Raw genomic sequence first — 20,956 nt, 5'->3', positions numbered from 1 at the left:
ACCTCGTACTGCGAAGGAGAACGCGCATGACCGCGATCAGCCAGACCCTGCCCGACGCCCTGCCTGCGACAACCGAAGCCCAGCTCGAATCACTGCTCGCGGCAGCCCAGTCTGCCGCAGCGCCGCTCGCGGCCCTGCGCCCCGCCGAACGCGCAGGGTTGCTGGACGCAGTCGCCGATGCGCTGGACGCCTCGGCGGACCAACTGGTTCCGGCAGCCCGGCACGAGACCCGCCTGCCCGAAGCACGGCTCCGGGGCGAGCTCAAGCGCACCACCTTCCAGCTGCGGCTCTTCGGAGAGGTGCTGCGCGACGGCGGCTACCTTGACGCCCGCATCGACCATGCGGACCCCGATTGGCCGATGGGCGCACCTCGGCCGGACCTGCGGCGCATGCTCGTGCCTCTGGGCCCCGTGGTGGTGTTTGCCGCCAGCAACTTCCCCTTCGCCTTCTCCGTGGCCGGGGGTGACACCGCCTCCGCGCTCGCCGCAGGCAGCCCGGTGCTGCTCAAGGCGCATTCCGGGCACCCGGGGCTCTCCCGGCTCACGGCGGACATCGTTCTCACCGCGCTCCGGGGGGCAGGCGCACTGCAGGGAACCTTCGCGCTCATCACCGGCACCGCAGCGGGAGCCGCGGCCCTGCGCGACCCGCGGATCAAGGCCGGTGCCTTCACCGGCTCCATCCCCGGAGGGAGGGCGTTGTTCGACATTGCCTGTTCGCGGCCTGAACCCATCCCCTTCTTCGGAGAATTGGGCAGCAACAACCCAGTATTCGTCACCGAGGCCGCAGCTGCGGAACGCGGCGCTGAGATCGCCGAGGGCTTTGTGGGCTCCTTCACTCTTGGGGCCGGACAGTTCTGCACGAAGCCCGGCACCTTGTTCGTTCCGGTCGACTCAGTCCTCGTGGAGGCCCTTCGGAATGCCGCCCTGCCGCCGGCAGCACCGCTGCTCAATGACCGGATCCAGTCTGGCTACGTGGACGTGCTGCAGGGATTGCAGTCCAATGCCCGGCTTACGGTGCTGGCACAGGGTGCCGCGCCCCTTGCCGATCCGCCCTCACCCACGCTCCTGCTGACCACGGCCGCGGACGTGCTCGCCGAGCCGCGCTCCCTCCAGACCGAGTGCTTCGGTCCCACCGCGGTGGTGGTGACGTACGACGACGAGTCCCAGCTCGCCCCGCTGGCCGAGACCTTCGAGGGGCAGCTGACGGCCACTATCCACGGAACCGACTCCTGCGACATCACCGGCCTGGTGCGCGTCCTGGCGCGCAAGGCCGGGCGGGTGGTCTGGAACCAATGGCCCACCGGGGTCTCTGTGACCTACGCGCAGCAGCACGGCGGGCCTTACCCGGCCACCACCGCCGCGGGAAGCACCTCGGTGGGAACTGCAGCCATCGAGCGCTTCCTGCGCCCCGTCGCATACCAGGGCTTCCCGCAACACGTCCTCCCCGATGCCCTCCATGAGGACAACCCCCTGGCACTGCCGCGGCTCGTTGACGGCGGGCGGGAGGGGTAACCGTTGAAGTGGGCGCAAAGAGTGGCGGGTGGGCCGGCGGGATGGCGGTTCCCTCAAACGGAACGGTCTCAGGCAGGTGGCCGCCGTCCCGCCGAGAACTCGGACCAGCAAATCATCGCCAGGCGTCTGGAAACAGCCGACTCCTACTGGTGGATCCTCGCCGGTGGAATACACGTTCCGGGTTTCGGCCCAGGCGCTGAGGCAGAGTGACAAAGCATTCCAGCCCGGCACCGGCACCGAACGGCACCGCTGGCACCGGCAACCGCTAGGCTCCGGTAACCACCAGCGCCACGCTGTGCCCGCCGAAACCGAAGGCGTTGACCATCCCTGCCGCCGCGGTGCTGCCGTGCACGGTCTTGGTGAGAACGTTGAGGTCCACCTCCGGGTCGAGGCCGCCGATGTTGCAGGTTCCGGGCAGATCGCCGGTCCTGAGGGCCCGCAGCGTGGCGATGGCGCCGAGCGCCCCGGCGCCGCCGAGCAGGTGGCCGGTGAGTGACTTGGTGGACGTCACCGGCACGGTGTTGCCGATCACGGCCTTGATGGCCTGCGCTTCCAGCCGGTCGCCCACCGGAGTGGACGTCGCGTGGGCATGAACGAAGCCGATGTCCGTGCCGCTCAGGCCGGCCGAAGCCAGCGCCTTCTCCATGACGCGGCGCTGCATGTCCGGGTCCGCGGCCACGATGTCGCTGGCGTCCGAGGTCACGGCGCCCCCGGCTATCGCGCCGAGGACCTCCGCCCCGCGGGCACGCGCATGTTCCTCGCTCTCGAGCACCAGGATTGCGGCGCCTTCCGCGATGACGAAGCCGTCGCGTTCCCGGTCGAAGGGACGGGAGGCTCCCTGCGGGTCGTCGTTGCGCGTGGACAGTGCGCGGATCTGCGCGAATCCGCTGATGATGAGGTCGTTGACGCACGCATCAACGCCGCCGGCGATGACGACGTCGGCCGCTCCGGACCGGATCATCTCGGCACCTTGGGCAATGGCTTCGGCGCCGGACGCGCAGGCGCTGACGGGGGTGCGCGCCCCGCCGCGGGCGCCCATGTCGATGGAAACCCAGGCGGACGGGCCGTTGACCATGATGCGGGTCAGCGTGTGCGGGGAAACCTTGCGGGGGCCGCCGTTGTCCAACTCCCGGGTCTGGGCGAGCGTGGTGTCCAGTCCCCCATAGCCGGATCCGATGACGACAGCGAGCCGGTCGGGGTCGACGTCGGGCGTTCCGGCCTGCGCCCAGGCCTCGCGGGCGGCGACGAGCGCGAGTTGCCCGCAGCGGTCCATCCGCTTGAACTCGCGGGTGGTCAGCAGTGCGGCCAGGTCAGCCGTGACCCGGCCCGCGATCCGCACCGGAAGCTGCTGTGCCCAGTCCTCGTCGAGCACGGCGATGCCCGACGTCCCGGCCAGCATGGCATTCCACGTTGCGGCGGCGGTGGACCCGAGCGGGTTCAGTGTGCCCGTTCCGGTAACGACCGCTTTGGGAGAAACCGCCCGGGGAACTGCAGACATGACACACCTTGCTTCCTGGAACTGGAGCTGAAGTCCCGTGGGTATTCGGATCAGAACGGCATGCGGATTGCCGGCCGCTACTTGGCGGGGTTGTGCGTCCCGATCGGCACGAGCGTGAGGTCAGGGTGGTTCTTCTCGATGCGGCGCAGCGCCCACACGTCGTTGAACAGGGCAAGGTACTCGCCGTCGGACCGCAACAGCACCTCTGCGCCGATCACGTTGGCCAGAGCCGGCATGGCGTCCGCCGTCGAAATCCTGGCCATGGAATACGGCAGGCGCTCTAGGCGCATGGGCGCGCTGAAGTCGTGCGCCATGCGGTCCTCCACCACCTCGAACTGCATGGGGCCGACGGCGGCAAGCACCGGCGCCTGGTCGCCGCGGACGTCGGAGCGCAGCACCTGGATGACGCCCTCGTGCTCGAGCTGCTCGATGCCGCGGCGGAACTGCTTGAAGCGGCTGGGGTCCTTGGACCGGGCCACCTGGAAGTGCTCCGGCGCGAAGAGCGGAATGGCCGGGAACTCCACCGGCTCCTCAAGGAAGAGGCTGTCCCCCACGCGCAGCGATGAGGCATTGACCAGGCCCACGACGTCGCCCGGGAAGGCCTCGTCGATGACCTCGCGTTCGCGTCCAAACACCTGCTGGGCGTACTTGGTGGCGAAGGACTTGCCAGTGCGGGTCTGGGTGACCACCATGCCGCGCTCGAACACCCCCGAACAGACGCGGATGAAGGCCACGTGGTCCCGGTGGGCCTTGTTCATGCCCGCCTGGACCTTGAAAACGAACCCTGCGAAGGGCGACTCCACCGCGCGCGGCTGGCCGTCCACGTCCGGACGCGGCGCAGCGGGCGGGGCGAAGTCGACAAGGGCGTCCAGGATCTCCTTGACGCCGAAGTTCAGCGCGGCGGAGCTGAACAGGATGGGCGTGGCCTTGCCGGCGTGGAAGCTTTCCACGTCGAATTCAAGGTTGGATTCGATGACGAGTCCGGCTTCGTCGACGGCGTTGGACCAGTCGTCGCCCTGGCTCTCGGCCGCTTCCTCCGGGGTGAAGTACTCGGTCAGCGCGATGTTGGCACCGGCGTTGTTCCGCTGGAAACGCGCGAACCGGTCGTTGCGCAGGTCCCAGACCCCGCGGAAGTCCCCGGAGATGCCGACTGCCCAGGTCAGCGGCATGGGCTGCAGGCCGGTGCGTTCGGTGATTTCGTCCATCAGCGCCAGCGCGTCCAGGCCCGGACGGTCCCACTTGTTGATGACCGTGATGATGGGCAGGTTCCGCTGCTTGCACACCTCGAACAGCTTCATGGTCTGGGTTTCCAGGCCCTTGGCGGCATCCACCAGCATCACGGCGCAGTCGACGGCGGCCAGCACCCGGTAGGTGTCTTCGGAGAAGTCGGCGTGGCCGGGGGTGTCCAGCAGGTTGATCACGGTGTCCCGGTAGGAGAACTGCAGCGCGGCGGAGCTGATGGAGATGCCGCGGTCCTTCTCCATCTGCATCCAGTCCGAGACCGTTTCCTTGCGGTTGGACTTGCCGCTGGACGCGCCGGCGGTGCCGATCACCTTGGCATGCAGGGCCAGCGCCTCGGTCAGCGTGGACTTGCCGGCGTCCGGGTGGGAGATGACAGCGAAGGTCCGGCGCCGGGACGCCTGCTTGTGAATCTCGTGGACCCGGGCGGGGCTGAGGACTTCTTGGGACACGGTGCTACTTTCGCTGGGATCCGCGGAGGACCCTGGGTGTGGAAATGGAAAACTTTGGACCGGATTCCTCGAAACAGGGTTCTGGAGTCTGGAAGGCGGGCGGCAGCAGGGCACGCAAGCCAAGGGTTCAAGTTTATCGCAGGGGCGGAAGCCCGACGGAAGGGGGGCCAAAATGGTGACTTGCCGGCCGCCGTCGGACGTACTCCGCAAGCCCTCCATGCAGGTCCCAAACGGGCCACTTTGAGGCTTGCCCCTGCGGTTCTTGGGGTAATGTACGTCTAGGATGGTGCATGCGGGAAACCGAGTACTTTTGATCCTGCCGGCGGACTCGTGAAAACCGGCATACCTGCAGGCCACGCCTGCACCTTTGAAGGGAATGTCTATGGCTCGCAGCCCTGAAGAATCGCTGAAAGCGACTTTGGGGAGGGTGGCCCCGGGAACCCCGCTGCGGGACGGGCTGGAACGCATTCTCCGCGGCCGCACCGGCGCATTGATTGTCCTGGGTTCGGACCGGACCATCGACTCGATCTGTTCGGGCGGCTTCGACATCGGCATCGACTTTTCCCCCACGAGGCTGCGGGAGCTGGCCAAAATGGACGGTGCCATCATCTGCGACAGGGACGCCGGCAACATCCTCCGCGCGGCCGTCCAGCTCGTGCCGGACCCGAGCATCGAAACGCAGGAATCCGGCACGCGCCACCGTACCGCCGAGCGCGTGGCCATCCAGACCGGCGTCCCCGTGATCTCGGTGAGCCAGTCCATGCAGATCATCGCGCTCTACGTGAACGGGCTGCGGCACGTGCTCGAGGGCTCCGAGAAGGTCCTGGCCCGCGCCAACCAGGCCCTCGCAACGCTTGAACGCTACCGCTCCCGGCTCGACCAGGTCACCAGCTCACTGTCGGCGCTGGAAATCGAGGCCATGGTCACCGTCAGGGACGTGGCCGTCACCCTGCAGCGGCAGGAGATGGTGCGCCGCATTTCCGAGGAAATCTCCCAGTATGTGCTGGAGCTGGGCGAGGACGGCAGGCTCCTGTCCCTCCAGCTGGACGAGCTCACGGTGGGTCGGGGCCCTGGCAGCGACATCATCATCCGCGACTATGCCGGGCCCAATGCCTCTCCCGAGGACATTGACGGCGCCGTCAATGCCCTCCTGAGCCTCGGCCCCACCGAGCTGATCGACCTCAGCAAGATCGCGGGCATCATCGGCTTCGCGGGCGGGGTGGAAACCCTGGACGCCGTCGTACAGCCGCGCGGCTACCGCCTGCTGTCCGGGCTCAAGGCCGTGCCCAAGGCTGTGGCGGACCGGCTTGTGGACCACTTCGGCGGGCTGCAGCACCTGATGGCCGCCACCATCGACGATCTCATGACCGTGGACGGCATCGGCGACCAGCGCGCCCGCACGGTCCGCGAAGGCCTCAGCCGCATGGCCGAAGCCAGCCTGCTGGACCGCTTCCTCTAACCCAGCTGGAAGACCGCCGGCGGGCTCACCTTGGGGCCGAGCTTGGCGATGAACACGTAGTAGCCGGCACCTACACCGTCCGGGATCTCCCCACAGCCCTGCAGCGAGCGGTTGCGGGGCCAGGGGAAGTTGGCCGTTTCGCTCTTGCCGGGTTCGATCGTCCTGACGAGGTCGTCGCTCTCAGCCTGGCAGTCCTTGGACGAAAAGACCCGGTCCGAACCGCTGGTGACCAGGAACTCCATCTGCGACGTTCCGATGTTCACCTTGCACGGGAGCTTTCCGCCATTGGCCACTTTGAGCGTGAGCACCGGCTTCTCACCAGGTCCGTAAGCGGCCTTGTTCGTGCCCGCCGTGACGGTCACGAGTTTCTGGTCGCACGTGGGTGAGGCCGACGGCGTGGCGGAAGGCGTGGCCGACGGTGAGGGCTGGGCACTGGCGCCGGGCGAGCCGTCTGCGCCGGTAGAGGAAGCCTGCTCGCTGGTGGGGTTCAGCGCGCCGGACACCGTGGCAATGCCGCCGGCCGTCAGGCCCACAACGAGCAGCAGCGCTCCCCCGGCAAACTGCCGACGGCGGCGGTAGACGGCGGCGCTCGGCTTGCGGACGGCGCCCTGCGGGCGGGCACTGCGCGCCGCCTTCTTCCCTGGCTGCGACTTACCTTGCGGTGGCTTGCCTTGCTGTGTCTTGCCCTGCGGTGTCTTCACTGCTCCGTCGTCCCCATTGTGTTTGTGTTGCTGGCGCGGCCATTCGATGCGCCCGGAGGCGGAGCTCGACTGATGCCGGGCTCCCTGCCTGCCTGTCTTTATAGGCTAGGGAATGGCGGGGATTCCCCTGCACCACCACGCCGTGGCCACGGTTTAACCATGTCCAATTCGTTGCCTGATTTCCCGTGACAACTGTCAGCAAGGCTTACTAAAATTGAATCCCGGTTACCACTTATCGGGGTCGAGTAGGAGAGGACCACTGATGGTAGATCATGTGTCTGGCGGTCACCTTGAACGCGTCGTACTGCCCCTGACGTTTGGAAAGCATCAGAGCCAGGGATCGGAGTTCACGGTGCTGGCAGTGGAAATCTGGAATACCGGCATCGTGGTAAACCTGCATTTGGCGTCAACCAACGGAACCGAACCCAAAACCCCGGACATCGTCGTCCAGGACCATTTCGGTACCGAGTACAAGCTGGACGAGGTTGCCACGGTCGCTTCCCGGCAACTGCAGTTCTTTTCGCCGTCGATCCCCGAAGGAACGCGGAGCCTGACCATCCGGTCCGTGGATCCGGACGGGGCCAGCTTCGTGGTTACCCTCGCCGTGCCGGCTCCGAACGGCCGCGGCGGCGAAACCATCCACGGTCATGTGAAGCGCCTCCGCCCGAGGGTGGAAACCGGCCCGGACCTGCAGCAAGAGGCCAGCTGACCGCAGGCGGCCGGCCCGGACCGCCGGGATTTCAACTAGAGTGTTGGCATCAAAACCACAACCGATGCACCTGCCGCGCCCGCCTGCGCCAGCCCGGAGCTGACCGACATCCACCAGTCGCTGCTGGGCTGGTTCGCGGCCGAAGCCCGTGACCTGCCGTGGCGCCTGCCTGACTGCTCGCCGTGGGGCGTCCTCGTCAGCGAAATCATGCTCCAGCAGACTCCCGTGGTGCGTGTTCTGCCCGTCTGGGAAGAATGGCTTCGTCGTTGGCCTGAACCCGCCGACCTTGCCCGCGAACCAGCCGGGGAAGCTGTCCGCTCCTGGGGCCGCCTCGGTTATCCCCGGCGCGCCCTCCGGCTCCACGCCGCAGCCGTTGCCATCGGGCAGGACCACAGCGGAAAGGTGCCGGCCGACTACACCGAACTGCTCGCCCTACCCGGCGTGGGCAGCTACACGGCCGCCGCCGTCGCCGCCTTTGCCTTTGGCCGGCGCGAGACGGTGGTGGACACCAACGTCAGGCGCGTCCACGCGCGCCTCTTTTCAGGAGCGGCGCTGCCGTCGCCGGCCCTGACGGCTGCGGAGATGCGGCTTGCGGCGCAACTGTTGCCGGACGACGCCGGAAGGTCGGTCCGGTGGAACGCTGCGGTCATGGAGCTGGGCGCCCTGGTCTGCACGGCGCGTGCGCCGAAGTGTTCCGCATGCCCCGTGCGCGACAGGTGCTCGTGGCGGGCGGCCGGCGAGCCGCCGCCGTCGTATGTGCCGAAGGGGCAGGCCTGGCACGGCACGGACCGGCAGGTCCGCGGAGCCGTGATGGCCGTCCTGCGGCTGGCGGATTCCCCCGTACCCGCCGAAATGTTCCAGCAGGCTCCCGCCGACCTCGGATTCGAGCCCTCCGGGACCGGGGTCCCGCTCGCCGCCCTGCACAGGCTGAACTCGGCGCCGGAACAGCTCGAACGGGCGCTGGCCGGACTTCTGGAGGACGGCCTTGCAGAGCTGCACCAGGGCGGGTACCGGCTGCCGGGATAGTGGACCGAAACACGCGTTCCGCTGAGCCGGGTTTTGATCTCGAATTGGCAGTCGATCCGGTGTCAGGGGTAACGATGTCTGCACCAGTTTCCGCCTACACGTCCGCACATCATTGGGCCGGATCTACCCTGAAGTCATGGGCAGGACAAAGGTACTTTTGGCCACAATTGCAACGACTGTGCTTGTCTCCGGATGCCACGTGTTCGAGGTGGCGTGCCCGGCGATCGCCCAGGCGTCCGGGGTGTCGGTGACGGTGGCGGCCAGCTACGCCCCGGCGGTGAAGGCCCTCCACCTCAAGGCATGCCAGGACGGAGTGTGCAGGGAGGGCTATCTGGAACTGGTCCCAGGCAGCATCTCCGTGGACCAGGGCTGTGAGCCTTATGTTCCGGAGCCCGGCGTTCCGAAGCCCGGCGCTCCAGGGCAAGTTGATCCAGGGCAAGGCGTTCCAGGGCAAGGGGTGCCCGAGCCCGCCGTGCCAGGGCAGGGCGTTCCCGAGCCCGCCGTTCCCGATCCTGCCGTTCCGAAGTCCGTCGTCCCAGAGCCCGCCGTTCCGGAGTCCGGCGGCCGCGGACCCGACCGCGTGTGCTCAGCCACGGCAGCACCTGACGGGACCAAGCGGGGAATGCTCATGCTGGATATCCTGACGGAGTCGCCGATGGTCGTCACGACGTCGGGAACCTCCATAGACGGAAGTCCCCTGCCCGTGCGCACGCTGCGCTTCACACCGAGGAGCGACTACCCGTTCGGCGAGCCGTGCGGGCGCTTTGTCTCCGCTTCCGTGGTGCTTGATGAGGCCGGCCTCCGCCAGGACCGCCCTGCCGGCTAGCCTCCGCCCTGCCCTATCGCGCGGTCACGGCTCCCCGAATCCCGCCCGGACAAGGCCCCCCACGTACTCGACGGCACGCTCGGCGTCCGGGCCGGATGCCTCGACGTGCAGCACCGAGCCCTTGCCTGCTCCAAGGGTCATGAGCCCTGTCATCGACGCTCCGTCCACCCCGTTCACGGTCACCATCACGTCCATTCCGGACAGGCCTCCGGCGATCTTGGCCGCCGGCCTGGCGTGCATGCCCGCCAGGTTGATGAGCTCGAAGTCACCGGTTGCGTCCGGCACCCGTTGGCCGTCGGCAGCAATGGTGCCTGCGTGTTCATCCTTCGGGCCGCCGTGCGCAGCCTCGGCCGCACGCCGGACGTCGTGCACGCTGGCCCCGCCCTGGGCCGCTACGGCTGCCGCCACCAGGCCCTCCACAACCGGTGCATCCGCCAGGAGGACGGTGGCGGGACCGTCAGCGAATTCGAGGGCCGATTCCGCGGTCATCACGGCCGACCCCAGATCCGCAAGCACCACCACGCCGTCGCCTCCGGCCGCCTCGTCGAGCGCAGCCATCACCTTCTCCAGGCTGGTGCCGATGCGTCCGTCCGAGGTGCCGCCGGCCGGAACCATCAGCACGTCCGGCGCCATCTGGGCAGCAAGTTCCACGGCTCCCTCGGCGATCTTGGCACTGTGGGAAACCACAACGATCCGCACCGTCACGCCGCGGCCCCGGCCGCTGCCCGGAGGATGAGTGCGCTGGACGCCGCGCCAGGATCACGGTGCCCGGCACTCCGCTCGCCGAGATAGCTTGCGCGTCCCTTGCGGGCCACGAGCGGATCGGTGGCCACAGCGCCCGCCTCAGCGGCTTCTGCCGCCGCGATCAGTACGGACAGCGTATCCCCGCCGGCTGCCGCCGCCAGGGCCGCATCGACGGCCGGAGTCCACGCATCCACCATGGTCTTGTCACCGGACTCGGCCTTCCCCCGGGCGACGATGCCGTCCCTCGCGGCGCCCAGTGCCGCTGCCAGGGTCGGGGCATCGATGTAGGCGGCATCGCCGAGGGCCGTCGCTGCCCGCAGGAACGCGGTGCCGTAGAGAGGGCCGGCGGCGCCGCCCACCTTGGACATCAGGGCCATGGCTGTCAGCTTGAGGGCGGCACCGGGGGTGTCAGGCGGGGTTTCGGCCAACCTGTCCAGTACAGCCTGGAAGCCACGGTCCATGTTCTCCCCGTGGTCGGAGTCCCCGATGGCCCGGTCCAGTTCAATGAGCTCCACGCGGTGCTCGGCCATGGCCTGTGCGGACAGCGTCAGCCATTTGACGGCCCATGTGACGTCGAGCCCCACGTCATACCCCCCAGCGGAGGGCAGCAGTGTGCACGGGCGCATCCCACAGGGCAGTGAGTTCGTCGTCAAGCCGCAGCACCGAGATGGAGCAGCCCTGCATTTCGAGCGAGGTGATGTAGTCGCCCACGAGCGAACGCTCCACCGTGGCGCCCCTGCCGGCCAGAACCTGGGCCGCCCGGCGGTACACAATGTAGAGCTCGCTCAGCGGCGTGCCGCCCATGCCATTGACGAACAGGAGCACCTTGTCCCCGGAGGCGACGCCGAGGTCCCCCAGAATCGGTTCCAGCAGCCGGTCGGTGATGGCATCCGCGGCTTCCATGGCAATCCGGTGCCGGCCGGGCTCGCCATGGATCCCGATGCCGATCTCCATTTCATTGTCCTCGAGGTCGAAACTGGGCGTTCCGGCGTGCGGCACGGTGCACGCCGAGAGGGCGACGCCCATGGTCCGGACGTTCTGGTTCACCCTGTCCCCGATGGCCGCAACCGCGTCAAGGTCATCGCCGCGCTCGGCTGCGGCGCCGGCGATCTTCTCGACGAGCACCGTGCCGCCCACTCCCCTGCGGCCGGCCGTATAGAGGGAGTCCTCGACGGCGACGTCGTCATTGACCAGCACCGTACGGACCTCCACGCCTTCGGCCTGGGCCATCTCGGCTGCGGTCTCGAAGTTCAGGACGTCACCCGTGTAGTTCTTGACGATATGGACCACGCCCGCGCCCGAGTTGACCGCGAGCGTGGCGGGGATGATCTGATCGGGCGTCGGCGAGGTGAAGACCGCGCCGGGCACGGCGGCATCGAGCATTCCGAGGCCGACAAAGCCTGCGTGGAGCGGTTCATGACCACTGCCGCCGCCGGAGACCAGGCCTACTTTGCCTGCCACGGGAGCATCCCGGCGGGTCACATACTTTGGTTCTGGATGGACTGTCACGAGGTCGGCATGGGCTAGCCCAAATCCCTCCACTGATTCGTCCACCACAGCACGCGGGTCATTGATGAGCTTTTTCACGGCCGGGCTCCTGGGGGCTCTCGGTGCTTCGACTTGGACATCCGTCAGGATGTGCTTTGACCCTACTACCGGCACCCGCCCGGCGGTAGTTCCGGCTGCAGGCGGCCGATGAACCGGAGGGACACGGCTGGGACAGCGCCGGGAACAGCGGAAGGGACAGCCCCCAATAACTGTCCCTTCCGATCCCGGACAGTTTATCCAGCAAATGTACAAAAGGGAAGGCGTCCGTTGACTCACAAAGATGCTGGATCTGGTGCCGCGGCTGCGCCGCCCAGGGTCGGGCCCTCGGTTGCCGGATCGGCTCCCGGCTAGGCCTGGACGAGCAGTCCGGTGGCGAACATCACGGCGATGCCGAGGATGATGCCTGTGGCCGTGAGCGGCGTGAGGGTGCGGCCCGTGCCGTCCTTGAGCATGGGCAGGAGTTTGACGGCGACCTGGCCGACGGCTCCGGCGCCCAGGCCGAGGAGGAACGCGGCGAGGGTGGGCTGGTAGACGGTGGCGCCGATCAGGGTTCCGAGCACGGCCGGCGCCCCGGCGATGAGGCCGAGGACCACCAGGCGGCCCAGGCCCGGCCGCTCGTGGGCCAGGGGCGTGACGATGGCCAGGCCCTCAGTGGTGTTGTGGATGGCAAAACCGACGATCAGCGACGCGCCGAGTGCGAGCGATCCGACGGCGTAGGCCGAGCCGATGGCCAGCCCCTCTCCGAGGTTGTGCAGGCCGATGCCGATCGCGATCAGCAGCGCCAGCCGTCCCGGAGACAGGGCAGTCTTTTGGCGGACATCGGCGGGGTCCTGGCGGCGGCGCATCCATGCGTCGGTGGCTTCAAGCACCAGGTAGGAGATGAGGGCTCCCAGGATGACGACGAGCGGGCCGCCGAAGGAGCTGTTGCCGGCGACGAGTTCGAACGCCTCGAGTGTTGCGTCGAAGGTCAGGAAGGCCAGCAGGCCGACGGTGAAACCGAGCAGTGCGCGGATCCAGCCCGCCGAGGAGCGTCCCACGAACGGCATCCAGAGCATTCCCATGGCCACCGGGATGACGCCCACGTAGATGCCCAGCAGGGCCATGAGTCCGAAGAAGGAGCTGCTCCGCTCCGGGCTGGGCGCCGCGGCGTCGATGGAGGAACTGATTTTTCCGCCGACCGAGGTGACCAGGGCAATGTCATAGGGGTCCCCGTCGATCCACTGGTAGCTGACGGTGATGGTGCTGGCCTCCATCGGATCGAGCACGTCATCCGTCTGGGTGAAGGCTGCGTAGTAGTCCGAAACGTTGACCTGGGCGATGCTGACAGGGTCGGGTCCCTGGTTGCGGACGGTGAGGACGATCTGGCCCGGGGTCAGCCGGATGTCTTCGACCGCCACGTCTTCCTTGGGCGGCACACCCTCGCCGAGGCGCGACAGTCCCGGTCCGTTCAGGAGGGAAAACAGGCCCAGCAGGACGGCGATCAGCACCAGCGGCCCGAGCCCGAGCAGCCAGCGCGGCTTCGGCCGCCGCGGCGCCGCGCCCTCTGCCGCTCCCGCCGCCGTCGGGATGTCTGTTCGGGTCATGATGCGGTCACTTCGAAGAAGCCCATCCAGCCCAGTTCGGCGAATTCTGTCTTGTGGGCGTGGAACATGTACTTGCCCGGGTACGGGAAGCGCAACTCCAGAATGCCTCGCTGGCCCTGCACCTGGGAGATGGTGTCCGTGTATTCGCTGGGCGTCAGCATCGTTCCGGTCGGGTAGTAGTGGAAGAAGTTCCCGTGGATGTGGAAGGAGTTGATGGGGTCGTATTCCAAAACGTTGATCAGGTGGATCCGCACCAGCTCGTTCTGCCTGACGTGGACGGGGTAGTCCATGAAATGGAAGGGCAGGCCGTTGACGGAGTAGAACTCGTTGTCGTCCCCGCCGTCGGTGTTGTAGCCGTTCATCACCATGACCATTTCGTTGTCGGCCTTGGGCCGGCCCTTCCTGGGTTCGATGATGAAGCCGCCGTACAGGCCCTTGGCGATGTGCGGGGCCAGCGGTGACTGGTGGCAGTGGTACAGGTGGGTGCCGAACGGGGTGGCATCGAACTCGTAGCTGAAGCTCTGCCCCGGGGCGATGGATCCGGCGCCGATTCCCGGGGTTCCGTCCATGGTTGCCCGGTGGATGCCGTGGAAGTGGATCGTGTGGGGGTGCGCTCCCGCGTTGGCGAAGTGGATCCGCAGCGCATCTCCCTCCCGGGCCCAGAGGGTCGGTCCGGGGATCCTGCCGTTGTAGCTCCAGCCCGGGAACGTCACTCCCGGGGCGATCTCGAACTCCCTGTCCACCGCGACGAGGTCCCACTCCCGCAGCGTCCGGCCGTCAGGCAATGTGCTGGTCCTGCCGCGGTCGAAGTCGTGCAGGATGGCGGTCGGGTCAATGCCCGCCCGCTCCGGCGGAACGGAACCGCCGGCGAAGCCCGCATGTCCGGCATGGCTGGCCGGCGCCTGACCCCCCGCCCCGTGATGCGGGCCGCTCCCGTGAGCGTCCTTTGCTTCCTGTGGTGTCCAGCCGAGAAGTGCCGGAACTGCGGCGAATGAGGCCGCCCCGGAGAGCATGCTGCGCCGGCTCGGCAGCACCTCCACGACTGGTTTCGGCAACCCGTCCATCAGATCTCCAATGATCAAACACTCCCGTTAGGTCAGTCTAACATTCAGGTTTTGTTGGTAACATCGAAGCATGACAGTCTCCGATCTGACCGCCCCTGCCCAGGACTACTTGAAGATGATCTGGTCGGCCACGGAGTGGTCTGAATCGCCCATTACCGTCGGTGCGATGGCTGAGCGCATGGGAGTGAAGCCATCGACCGTATCGGACGGGATCAGGCGGCTCGCCAAACAGGGGCTGGTCACCCATGCCCCGTACGGCAGCATCGAACTGACCGACGCGGGAAGGGAACACGCGGTCGAGATGGTGCGCCGGCACCGCCTCCTGGAGACATTCCTGGTCCAGATCCTGGGATACGGCTGGGACGAGGTGCACGAGGAGGCCGAAGTTCTCGAACACGCCGTGTCTGCCACCATGATCCGGCGCATCGATGAATTGCTCGAACACCCGACGCGCGATCCCCACGGGGACCCCATACCTTCCCCGGGAGGTCTCCCCAACCCTCCAGAGGGTGTCCGCCTTGCCGCGGCCGACCCGGACCGGCCGGTCACGATCACCAGGATTTCCGACGCCGATCCGGACATGCTGCGCTACTTTGCCGAACTCGGACTAGCCCCGGACACCCAGCTCACGGTCCGGGCACACCGTCCCTACGCCGACATCACCACAATCCATCTGGATGGCCGCGAAGTGGACATCGACCTCGGGTCCTCGGCCGCCGAAGCCATCTGGGTGGTCGGGAACTGAACCGCTAAAGGGCCTTGATCATCCGGGTGTTGCCGAGGGTGTTCGGCTTCACCCGCGCGAGGTCCAGGAACTCCGCCACGCCCTCGTCATGGGAGCGCAGCAGTTCCGAGTACACCTGCGGATCCAGCGCCGACTGATCGGCCATCACCTCGAAGCCGTGCCGCTTGAAGAAGTCCACTTCGAACGTCAGGCAGAACACACGCGAGACGCCGAGGGCCGCGGCTTCCGCCAGGAGGCTTTCCACCAGGGCATGGCCCACCCCCCTGCCGCGCCAGGCGTTGGAGGCCGCAAGCGTGCGGACCTCCGCCAGGTCCTCCCACATGACGTGAAGGGCGCCGCAGCCAATCACCTCGCCGTCGTCCGACTCTGCAATGCGGAATTCCTGGAGGCTTTCGTAGTACGCCACCGTCTCCTTGGCCATGAGGATCCGCTCCTCGGCGAGCGGCGCCACAAGTCTCTTGATGGCGGCCACATCACTGGTGCGGGCGGGGCGGATGGTGAAGGAGTCAGTCACAGCCCCCATCTTACGGCGGCGGCTCCGGGACCCGCGGCAAGCACCATCAGGGAACCGGGACACGCAGAAGCCCCGCCGGCTCCCTTGCGGGTGCAGGCGGGGCTTCGTTGGCGCTGGAGTGCGGCTGTCGGATTGCTGCCGCTATGCGCTCGGAGCGATCTCCGGGATGCGGGGCTTGGCGTTGCCGGCGAAGGTGAACTTGGCGTCGTCTCCTTCGCCGTCCACATCCACCACCACGATGTCGCCCGCGTGGATCTCGCCGAAGAGGATCTTCTCGGAGAGCTGGTCCTCGATCTCGCGCTGGATGGTGCGGCGGAGCGGCCGTGCACCCATGGCAGGATCGTAGCCGCGGGTGGCCAGGAGCACCTTGGCCGCCTTGGTCAGCTCGATACCCATGTCCTTGTCCTTGAGGCGCTTCTCGAGGCGGCCCACGAACAGGTCCACGATCTCGATGATCTCGTCCTGCGTCAGCTGCGGGAACACCACGACGTCGTCAACACGGTTCAGGAACTCGGGGCGGAAGTGCTGCTTGAGCTCCTCCGTGACCCGGGCACGCATCCGGTTGTAGCCGGTCTGGGTGTCCGTGCCGGACTGGAAGCCGGTGGCGACGCTCTTGGAGATGTCCCGGGTACCCAGGTTGGTGGTCATGATGATCACGGTGTTCTTGAAGTCCACCACGCGGCCCTGGGAGTCGGTCAGGCGGCCATCTTCCAGGATCTGCAGCAGCGAGTTGAAGAGGTCCGCGTGGGCCTTCTCCACTTCGTCGAACAGGACCACGGAGAACGGACGGCGGCGCACCTTCTCGGTCAGCTGCCCGCCTTCTTCGTAGCCGACATAGCCCGGAGGGGCGCCAAAGAGCCGCGATACCGTGTGCTTCTCGGAGTATTCGGACATGTCCAGCGTGATGAGGGCGTCCTCTTCACCGAACAGGAATTCGGCCAGGGCCTTGGCGAGCTCGGTCTTGCCGACGCCGGTGGGGCCGGCGAAGATGAACGAACCGCCGGGGCGCTTCGGGTCCTTCAGCCCCGCACGGGTGCGGCGGATGGCCTGGGACAGCGCCTTGATGGCCTCGTCCTGGCCGACAACCCGCTTGTGCAGCTCGTCTTCCATCTTCAGCAGACGTGAGGACTCTTCCTCGGTCAGCTTGAACACCGGGATGCCCGTGGAGTTCGCGAGGACTTCAGCAATCAGGTCCTCGTCAACTTCGGAGATGTCATCCATCCCGCCGGTCTTCCAGTGGCGTTCCTTCTCCGAGCGCTCCGTGATGAGCTTCTGCTCCTTGTCACGCAGCGCGGCTGCGCCTTCGAAGTCCTGCGCGTCAATCGCGGACTCCTTCTCCATCTTCAGCTCGGAGATCCGCTCGTCCATTTCCTTGAGCTCCGGCGGAGCGGTCATGCGGCGGATGCGGAGGCGGGCTCCGGCTTCATCGATGAGGTCGATCGCCTTGTCCGGCAGGAAGCGGTCCGAAATGTAGCGCTCGGAGAGGTTCGCTGCCGAGGCGAGGGCGCCGTCGGTGATGGTGACGCGGTGGTGCGCCTCGTAGCGGTCACGCAGGCCCTTGAGGATCTCGATCGCGTGGGCAACCGACGGCTCCTTGACCTGGATCGGCTGGAAGCGGCGCTCAAGCGCGGCATCCTTCTCAATGTGCTTGCGGTACTCATCCAGGGTGGTGGCACCGATGGTCTGCAGTTCGCCGCGGGCCAGCATGGGCTTCAGGATCGAGGCCGCATCGATGGCGCCTTCGGCGGCACCGGCACCCACGAGGGTGTGGATCTCGTCGATGAAGAGGATAATGTCGCCGCGGGTGCGGATCTCCTTGAGGACCTTCTTCAGGCGCTCTTCGAAGTCACCGCGGTAGCGGGAGCCGGCCACGAGGGACCCGAGGTCCAGCGTGTACAGCTGCTTGTCCTTGATGGTTTCGGGGACATCGCCGCGGACGATCGCCTGGGCGAGGCCTTCGACGACGGCCGTCTTGCCGACGCCGGGCTCACCGATCAGCACGGGGTTGTTCTTGGTACGGCGGGAAAGGACCTGCATGACGCGTTCCATTTCCTGCTCGCGGCCGATGACGGGGTCCAGCTTGTTCTCGCGGGCGGCCTGCGTCAGGTTCCGGCCGAACTGGTCCAGGACCACTGAGCCTGCGGGAGTCCCCTCGGCCTGGCCCTGGCCAACGCCGGCGCCGGTGGCCTCTTTGCCCTGGTACCCGGACAGCAGCTGTATCACCTGCTGGCGGACGCGGTTGAGGTCGGCGCCGAGCTTTACCAGCACCTGGGCCGCAACACCCTCACCCTCGCGGATGAGTCCCAGCAGGATGTGCTCCGTGCCGATGTAGTTGTGGCCGAGCTGCAGGGCCTCGCGCAGCGAAAGCTCCAGCACCTTCTTTGCACGCGGGGTGAAGGGGATGTGGCCCGAGGGAGCCTGCTGTCCCTGGCCAATGATCTCCTGCACCTGCTCGCGGACGCCGTCGAGCGAAATGCTCAAGGACTCAAGAGCTTTGGCGGCAACGCCCTCACCCTCGTGGATCAGACCCAAGAGGATGTGTTCGGTACCAATGTAATTGTGGTTCAGCATGCGTGCCTCTTCTTGGGCAAGCACAACTACGCGACGGGCACGGTCCGTAAATCGCTCAAACATTTCGCCACACTCCTAGCTACGACGTACTTTGATGCTACGTGGGCAAGGTGCGACTTGGGGAGCTTGTTCGCCACAGGGGAAACCGCACCGAGTGAACGGCTGCGCATCCTGCCTGCTGGAAGCAGCTCCCCTGCCCGCTGGAAGCAGGCTGAAACTGCCGGTTCCGTACCAATGGCACGTACGGCGCGAGGGATTCATGCCGGGCCATTCCGCCGAAAACTTTGACCACCCGCCGCGATTCCTGCTTCTCAGGAGAATCGAGGGGTCAATGGGATTCGTGGGGGTTAGGAGTTTTTTTTCGCGCCGGAAGAATCCGTCCCCACAAAACGGGCCGCGGAATAAGGCTCCGGCGGCGAGATTGCATGATTAAAGGGCGGCGCCCCCGGTGTAGACCGGGGGCGCCGCCCTTTTATGCTCAGAGCCACAGCAATCTAGGCATTTGCCTTTTGGTACGCTTCCTGGATTTCAGCCTGGATACGGCCGCGGCTATTAACCGTGTAGCCGTGATCCCTGGCCCATTGGCGTATCTGCGCAGAGTCCTGATTGCGTCCGCCGGTTGCCCTGGTACGGGCAGGGCGGCCGCCGGACGTCTTGCGTCCGCTGGAAACAAAGCGTTCCAGCGCCGAGCGCAGTTCTGAAGCATTGGCCGATGACAAGTCAATTTCATAACTGACGCCATCGAGCCCAAAGCGGACGGTTTCGTCCGCCGATCCCCCATCCAGATCGTCAACGAGGACGATATTTACTTTCTGTGCCATCAAAATTCTCTCTTTTGGAAAGGGACGTGTGATCAGATAAGCAGGATGTTTCCACCTAAAGTATCTCCCCGATTAAGGCAACGCGTCAAAACACGCATTGGTTCCTTGGCGTAGCCGGAGAAGAAATGGCGGCCGCTATTTGTCAGATTCGTCCGGAGAGCCCGAAGTACCTGCCGGCGGAAATGCCTGCGGGCGGTCCTGCGGCGATTTCGGCGGCGTTGAGGGCTGCGACTTATTCTGCGGGGCGGCCTGCGCGGACCGCGCATCCGCTTCGGCCTGCGCCTTGGCCTCGGCCTGGCGTTCGGCCTTGTCAGCGTTGAAGATCGCCTTCATGGCAAACCAGAACAGCAGGCCCACCACTAGTGAGGGCAGCAGGACCGCGACGTACTCCACGCTCAGTGGCCTTCGGGCTTCAGGAGCGGGAAGAGGATGGTCTCCCGGATGCCGGCGCCGGTGAAGAGCATGACGAGGCGGTCAATACCCAGGCCTATGCCGCCCATGGGAGGCGCACCGTACTCAAGGGCCCGCAGGAAGTCCTCGTCCAGCTGCATGGCTTCGACGTCGCCTGCCGCCGCATGCCGGGACTGCTCGGTAAGGCGTTCCCGCTGGATGACGGGGTCAATGAGTTCGGAGAAGGCGGTGCCGCGCTCCATGCCGCCGATGATGAGGTCCCAGGCCTCGATCAGCCGGCCGTCCTCACGGTGCGGGCGGGCCAGCGGCTGGGCCGACGGCGGGTAGTCGTAGACGAAGGTCGGGTTCAGCAGGGTGGGCTCCACGATCTCGCCGAAGAGTTCCACGGCGAGCTTCTCGGCGTCCCACTTGGGGTCCATCTTGACGTCGTGCTTCTCCGCGACCGCACGCAACTCCTCCAAGGGAGTGTCCGGGGTGATCTCCTGGCCGACGGCCTCGGACAGCCCGGGGTACACGGACAGCCAGGTCCAATCGCCGTCGAGGTTGATCTCCCCCGCTTCGGTCTGCAGGATGCGGCCGGCGCCCACGGCGTCAGCCGCATCGAGGATGATCTCCTTGATCCGGTCCGCCATGACGAACTGGTCGGCCCAGGCCTCGTAGCACTCAAGCGTGGTGAATTCGGGGCTGTGGGTGGAGTCCACGCCCTCGTTGCGGAAGACGCGGCCCATGTCGTACACACGGTCAATGCCGCCCACCACCGCGCGCTTGAGGTACAGCTCGGTGGCGATGCGCAGGGTCATCTTCTGGTCGAACGCGTTCATGTGCGTCTCGAACGGGCGGGCCAGGGCGCCGCCGTGGACCAGCTGGAGGATGGGGGTCTCCACCTCAACGTAGCTGTGGCGGTGCAGGCTCTCGCGGATCGAGCGGGTGATGGCTGCGCGGGTGTAGACCATTTCGCGGGCCTCGTCGCGCACCATCAGGTCCACGTAGCGCTGGCGGACGCGGGTTTCCTCGTTCAGCTCGGCGTGCAGCACCGGCAGCGGACGCAGGGCCTTTGACGCCATGGACCAGGAGTCGGCCATGACGGAGAGCTCTCCGCGGCGGGAGGAAATAACCTCGCCCTTGATGAAAACGTGGTCGCCGAGGTCCACCAGGGCTTTCCAGTCCGCGAGCGCTTCTTCGCCGACGTTGGCCAGGCTGAGCATGGCCTGGAGGCGGGTGCCCCTGCCGTCAACGCCGCCTTCCTGGAGCGTGGCGAAGCACAGCTTGCCGGTGTTGCGGACGAAGACCACGCGGCCGGTCACGCCGACGACGTCCCCGGTGGTGTCGTCGGCTTCCAGGTGTGCGTACTTTTCACGGATTTCGCTGAGCGAATGCGTCCGCTCAACACCCACCGGATACGCCTCGGTGCCGCGTTCGATCAGCTTGGCGCGCTTTTCCATGCGGATGCGCATCTGCTCGCTGGCGTCGAGCGGCTCTGGGGCATTTTTGGGGGCGGGGGTGTTTTGGGAAGTCACAAGCATCAAGTTTACCG

General features: G+C 66.7%; 19 protein-coding genes. 6 read left to right on the top strand and 13 right to left on the bottom strand.

Annotated elements, in window-relative coordinates:
- Nucleotides 1-26: 26 nt before the first annotated feature.
- Nucleotides 27-1,511, top strand: a complete 1,485-nt coding sequence (locus tag JYA52_RS20265; protein WP_205655157.1) for an aldehyde dehydrogenase (NADP(+)) — start codon at nt 27-29, stop codon at nt 1,509-1,511.
- A gap of 265 nt (nt 1,512-1,776) precedes the next feature.
- Here JYA52_RS20265 and JYA52_RS20260 read toward each other — a convergent pair whose 3' ends face one another.
- Together JYA52_RS20260 and JYA52_RS20255 are read right to left on the bottom strand one after the other, a co-directional pair.
- Complete coding sequence (locus JYA52_RS20260; RefSeq protein ID WP_205655156.1) at nt 1,777-3,009, bottom strand: beta-ketoacyl-[acyl-carrier-protein] synthase family protein; 1,233 nt, start codon at nt 3,007-3,009, stop codon at nt 1,777-1,779.
- Between the two features lie 77 nt (nt 3,010-3,086).
- Nucleotides 3,087-4,700 carry a peptide chain release factor 3 gene (locus JYA52_RS20255; protein ID WP_205655155.1) on the bottom strand — a complete coding sequence of 538 codons (1,614 nt, stop codon included), beginning with the start codon at nt 4,698-4,700 and terminating at the stop codon, nt 3,087-3,089.
- 382 nt (nt 4,701-5,082) lie between these two features.
- On the opposite strand from JYA52_RS20255, the gene disA reads away from it, so the two are divergent.
- The gene (gene disA / locus JYA52_RS20250; protein WP_205655154.1) at nt 5,083-6,159 is read left to right on the top strand and encodes a DNA integrity scanning diadenylate cyclase DisA; all 1,077 of its coding nucleotides are present in this window, start codon (nt 5,083-5,085) and stop codon (nt 6,157-6,159) included.
- Here the strand turns inward: disA and JYA52_RS20245 are convergent.
- The gene (locus JYA52_RS20245; RefSeq protein WP_205655153.1) at nt 6,156-6,860 is read right to left on the bottom strand and encodes a hypothetical protein; all 705 of its coding nucleotides are present in this window, start codon (nt 6,858-6,860) and stop codon (nt 6,156-6,158) included. The genes disA and JYA52_RS20245 overlap by 4 nt on opposite strands.
- A 262-nt stretch (nt 6,861-7,122) precedes the next feature.
- Here JYA52_RS20245 and JYA52_RS20240 point away from each other — a divergent pair, with 262 nt between their 5' ends.
- The 3 genes from JYA52_RS20240 (at nt 7,123) to JYA52_RS22980 (ending at nt 9,421) form a co-directional block, all read left to right on the top strand.
- Nucleotides 7,123-7,569 carry a hypothetical protein gene (locus JYA52_RS20240; RefSeq protein WP_205655152.1) on the top strand — a complete coding sequence of 149 codons (447 nt, stop codon included), beginning with the start codon at nt 7,123-7,125 and terminating at the stop codon, nt 7,567-7,569.
- Between the two features lie 228 nt (nt 7,570-7,797).
- On the top strand, nt 7,798-8,595 hold the full coding sequence (locus tag JYA52_RS20235; RefSeq protein WP_504739522.1) for an iron-sulfur binding domain-containing protein: 798 nt from the start codon (nt 7,798-7,800) through the stop codon (nt 8,593-8,595).
- 136 nt (nt 8,596-8,731) lie between these two features.
- On the top strand, nt 8,732-9,421 hold the full coding sequence (locus tag JYA52_RS22980; protein ID WP_307869471.1) for a hypothetical protein: 690 nt from the start codon (nt 8,732-8,734) through the stop codon (nt 9,419-9,421).
- A gap of 24 nt (nt 9,422-9,445) precedes the next feature.
- Here JYA52_RS22980 and dhaM read toward each other — a convergent pair whose 3' ends face one another.
- The 5 genes from dhaM to JYA52_RS20205 all read right to left on the bottom strand — a co-directional run bounded on the left by dhaM (nt 9,446) and on the right by JYA52_RS20205 (nt 14,360).
- Complete coding sequence (dhaM, locus tag JYA52_RS20225) at nt 9,446-10,126, bottom strand: dihydroxyacetone kinase phosphoryl donor subunit DhaM (RefSeq protein WP_205655151.1); 681 nt, start codon at nt 10,124-10,126, stop codon at nt 9,446-9,448.
- Nucleotides 10,123-10,749: a dihydroxyacetone kinase subunit DhaL gene (gene dhaL / locus JYA52_RS20220; protein WP_205655150.1), complete on the bottom strand. Its 627-nt coding sequence runs from the start codon at nt 10,747-10,749 to the stop codon at nt 10,123-10,125. The genes dhaM and dhaL overlap by 4 nt, the downstream gene beginning before the upstream one ends.
- Before the next feature lies 1 nt (nt 10,750).
- Nucleotides 10,751-11,752 (bottom strand): dihydroxyacetone kinase subunit DhaK, encoded by a 1,002-nt coding sequence (dhaK, locus tag JYA52_RS20215; RefSeq protein ID WP_205655149.1) that lies wholly within the window; start codon nt 11,750-11,752, stop codon nt 10,751-10,753.
- A gap of 308 nt (nt 11,753-12,060) precedes the next feature.
- The gene (locus JYA52_RS20210) at nt 12,061-13,296 is read right to left on the bottom strand and encodes a ZIP family metal transporter (RefSeq protein WP_205655148.1); all 1,236 of its coding nucleotides are present in this window, start codon (nt 13,294-13,296) and stop codon (nt 12,061-12,063) included.
- Complete coding sequence (locus tag JYA52_RS20205) at nt 13,293-14,360, bottom strand: multicopper oxidase domain-containing protein (RefSeq protein ID WP_240460559.1); 1,068 nt, start codon at nt 14,358-14,360, stop codon at nt 13,293-13,295. Before JYA52_RS20205 ends, JYA52_RS20210 begins: the two co-directional genes overlap by 4 nt.
- Nucleotides 14,361-14,430: 70 nt before the next feature.
- On the opposite strand from JYA52_RS20205, the gene JYA52_RS20200 reads away from it, so the two are divergent.
- Nucleotides 14,431-15,105, top strand: a complete 675-nt coding sequence (locus JYA52_RS20200; protein ID WP_205655147.1) for a metal-dependent transcriptional regulator — start codon at nt 14,431-14,433, stop codon at nt 15,103-15,105.
- 4 nt (nt 15,106-15,109) lie between these two features.
- On the opposite strand, the gene JYA52_RS20195 is transcribed toward JYA52_RS20200, so the two are convergent.
- The 5 genes from JYA52_RS20195 to lysS form a co-directional block, all read right to left on the bottom strand.
- A complete protein-coding gene (locus JYA52_RS20195) occupies nt 15,110-15,619 on the bottom strand; it encodes an amino-acid N-acetyltransferase (RefSeq protein WP_205655146.1) in 510 nt (169 codons plus the stop codon).
- A gap of 141 nt (nt 15,620-15,760) precedes the next feature.
- Nucleotides 15,761-18,253 carry an ATP-dependent Clp protease ATP-binding subunit gene (locus tag JYA52_RS20190; RefSeq protein WP_205655145.1) on the bottom strand — a complete coding sequence of 831 codons (2,493 nt, stop codon included), beginning with the start codon at nt 18,251-18,253 and terminating at the stop codon, nt 15,761-15,763.
- A gap of 431 nt (nt 18,254-18,684) precedes the next feature.
- Nucleotides 18,685-19,011, bottom strand: a complete 327-nt coding sequence (locus tag JYA52_RS20185) for a histone-like nucleoid-structuring protein Lsr2 (RefSeq protein ID WP_205655144.1) — start codon at nt 19,009-19,011, stop codon at nt 18,685-18,687.
- A 135-nt stretch (nt 19,012-19,146) separates the two neighbouring features.
- Complete coding sequence (locus tag JYA52_RS20180; RefSeq protein WP_205655302.1) at nt 19,147-19,404, bottom strand: hypothetical protein; 258 nt, start codon at nt 19,402-19,404, stop codon at nt 19,147-19,149.
- 2 nt (nt 19,405-19,406) lie between these two features.
- Nucleotides 19,407-20,945, bottom strand: coding sequence for a lysine--tRNA ligase (gene lysS, locus JYA52_RS20175; protein ID WP_205655143.1), 1,539 nt, complete (start codon nt 20,943-20,945; stop codon nt 19,407-19,409).
- Nucleotides 20,946-20,956: the final 11 nt, after the last annotated feature.

This window comes from Arthrobacter pascens (genome assembly GCF_017052465.1).
Lineage (GTDB): Bacteria > Actinomycetota > Actinomycetes > Actinomycetales > Micrococcaceae > Arthrobacter > Arthrobacter pascens.
Note: the sequence above shows the minus strand (reverse complement) of the source record. Positions and strands in the feature narration are given on the sequence as shown.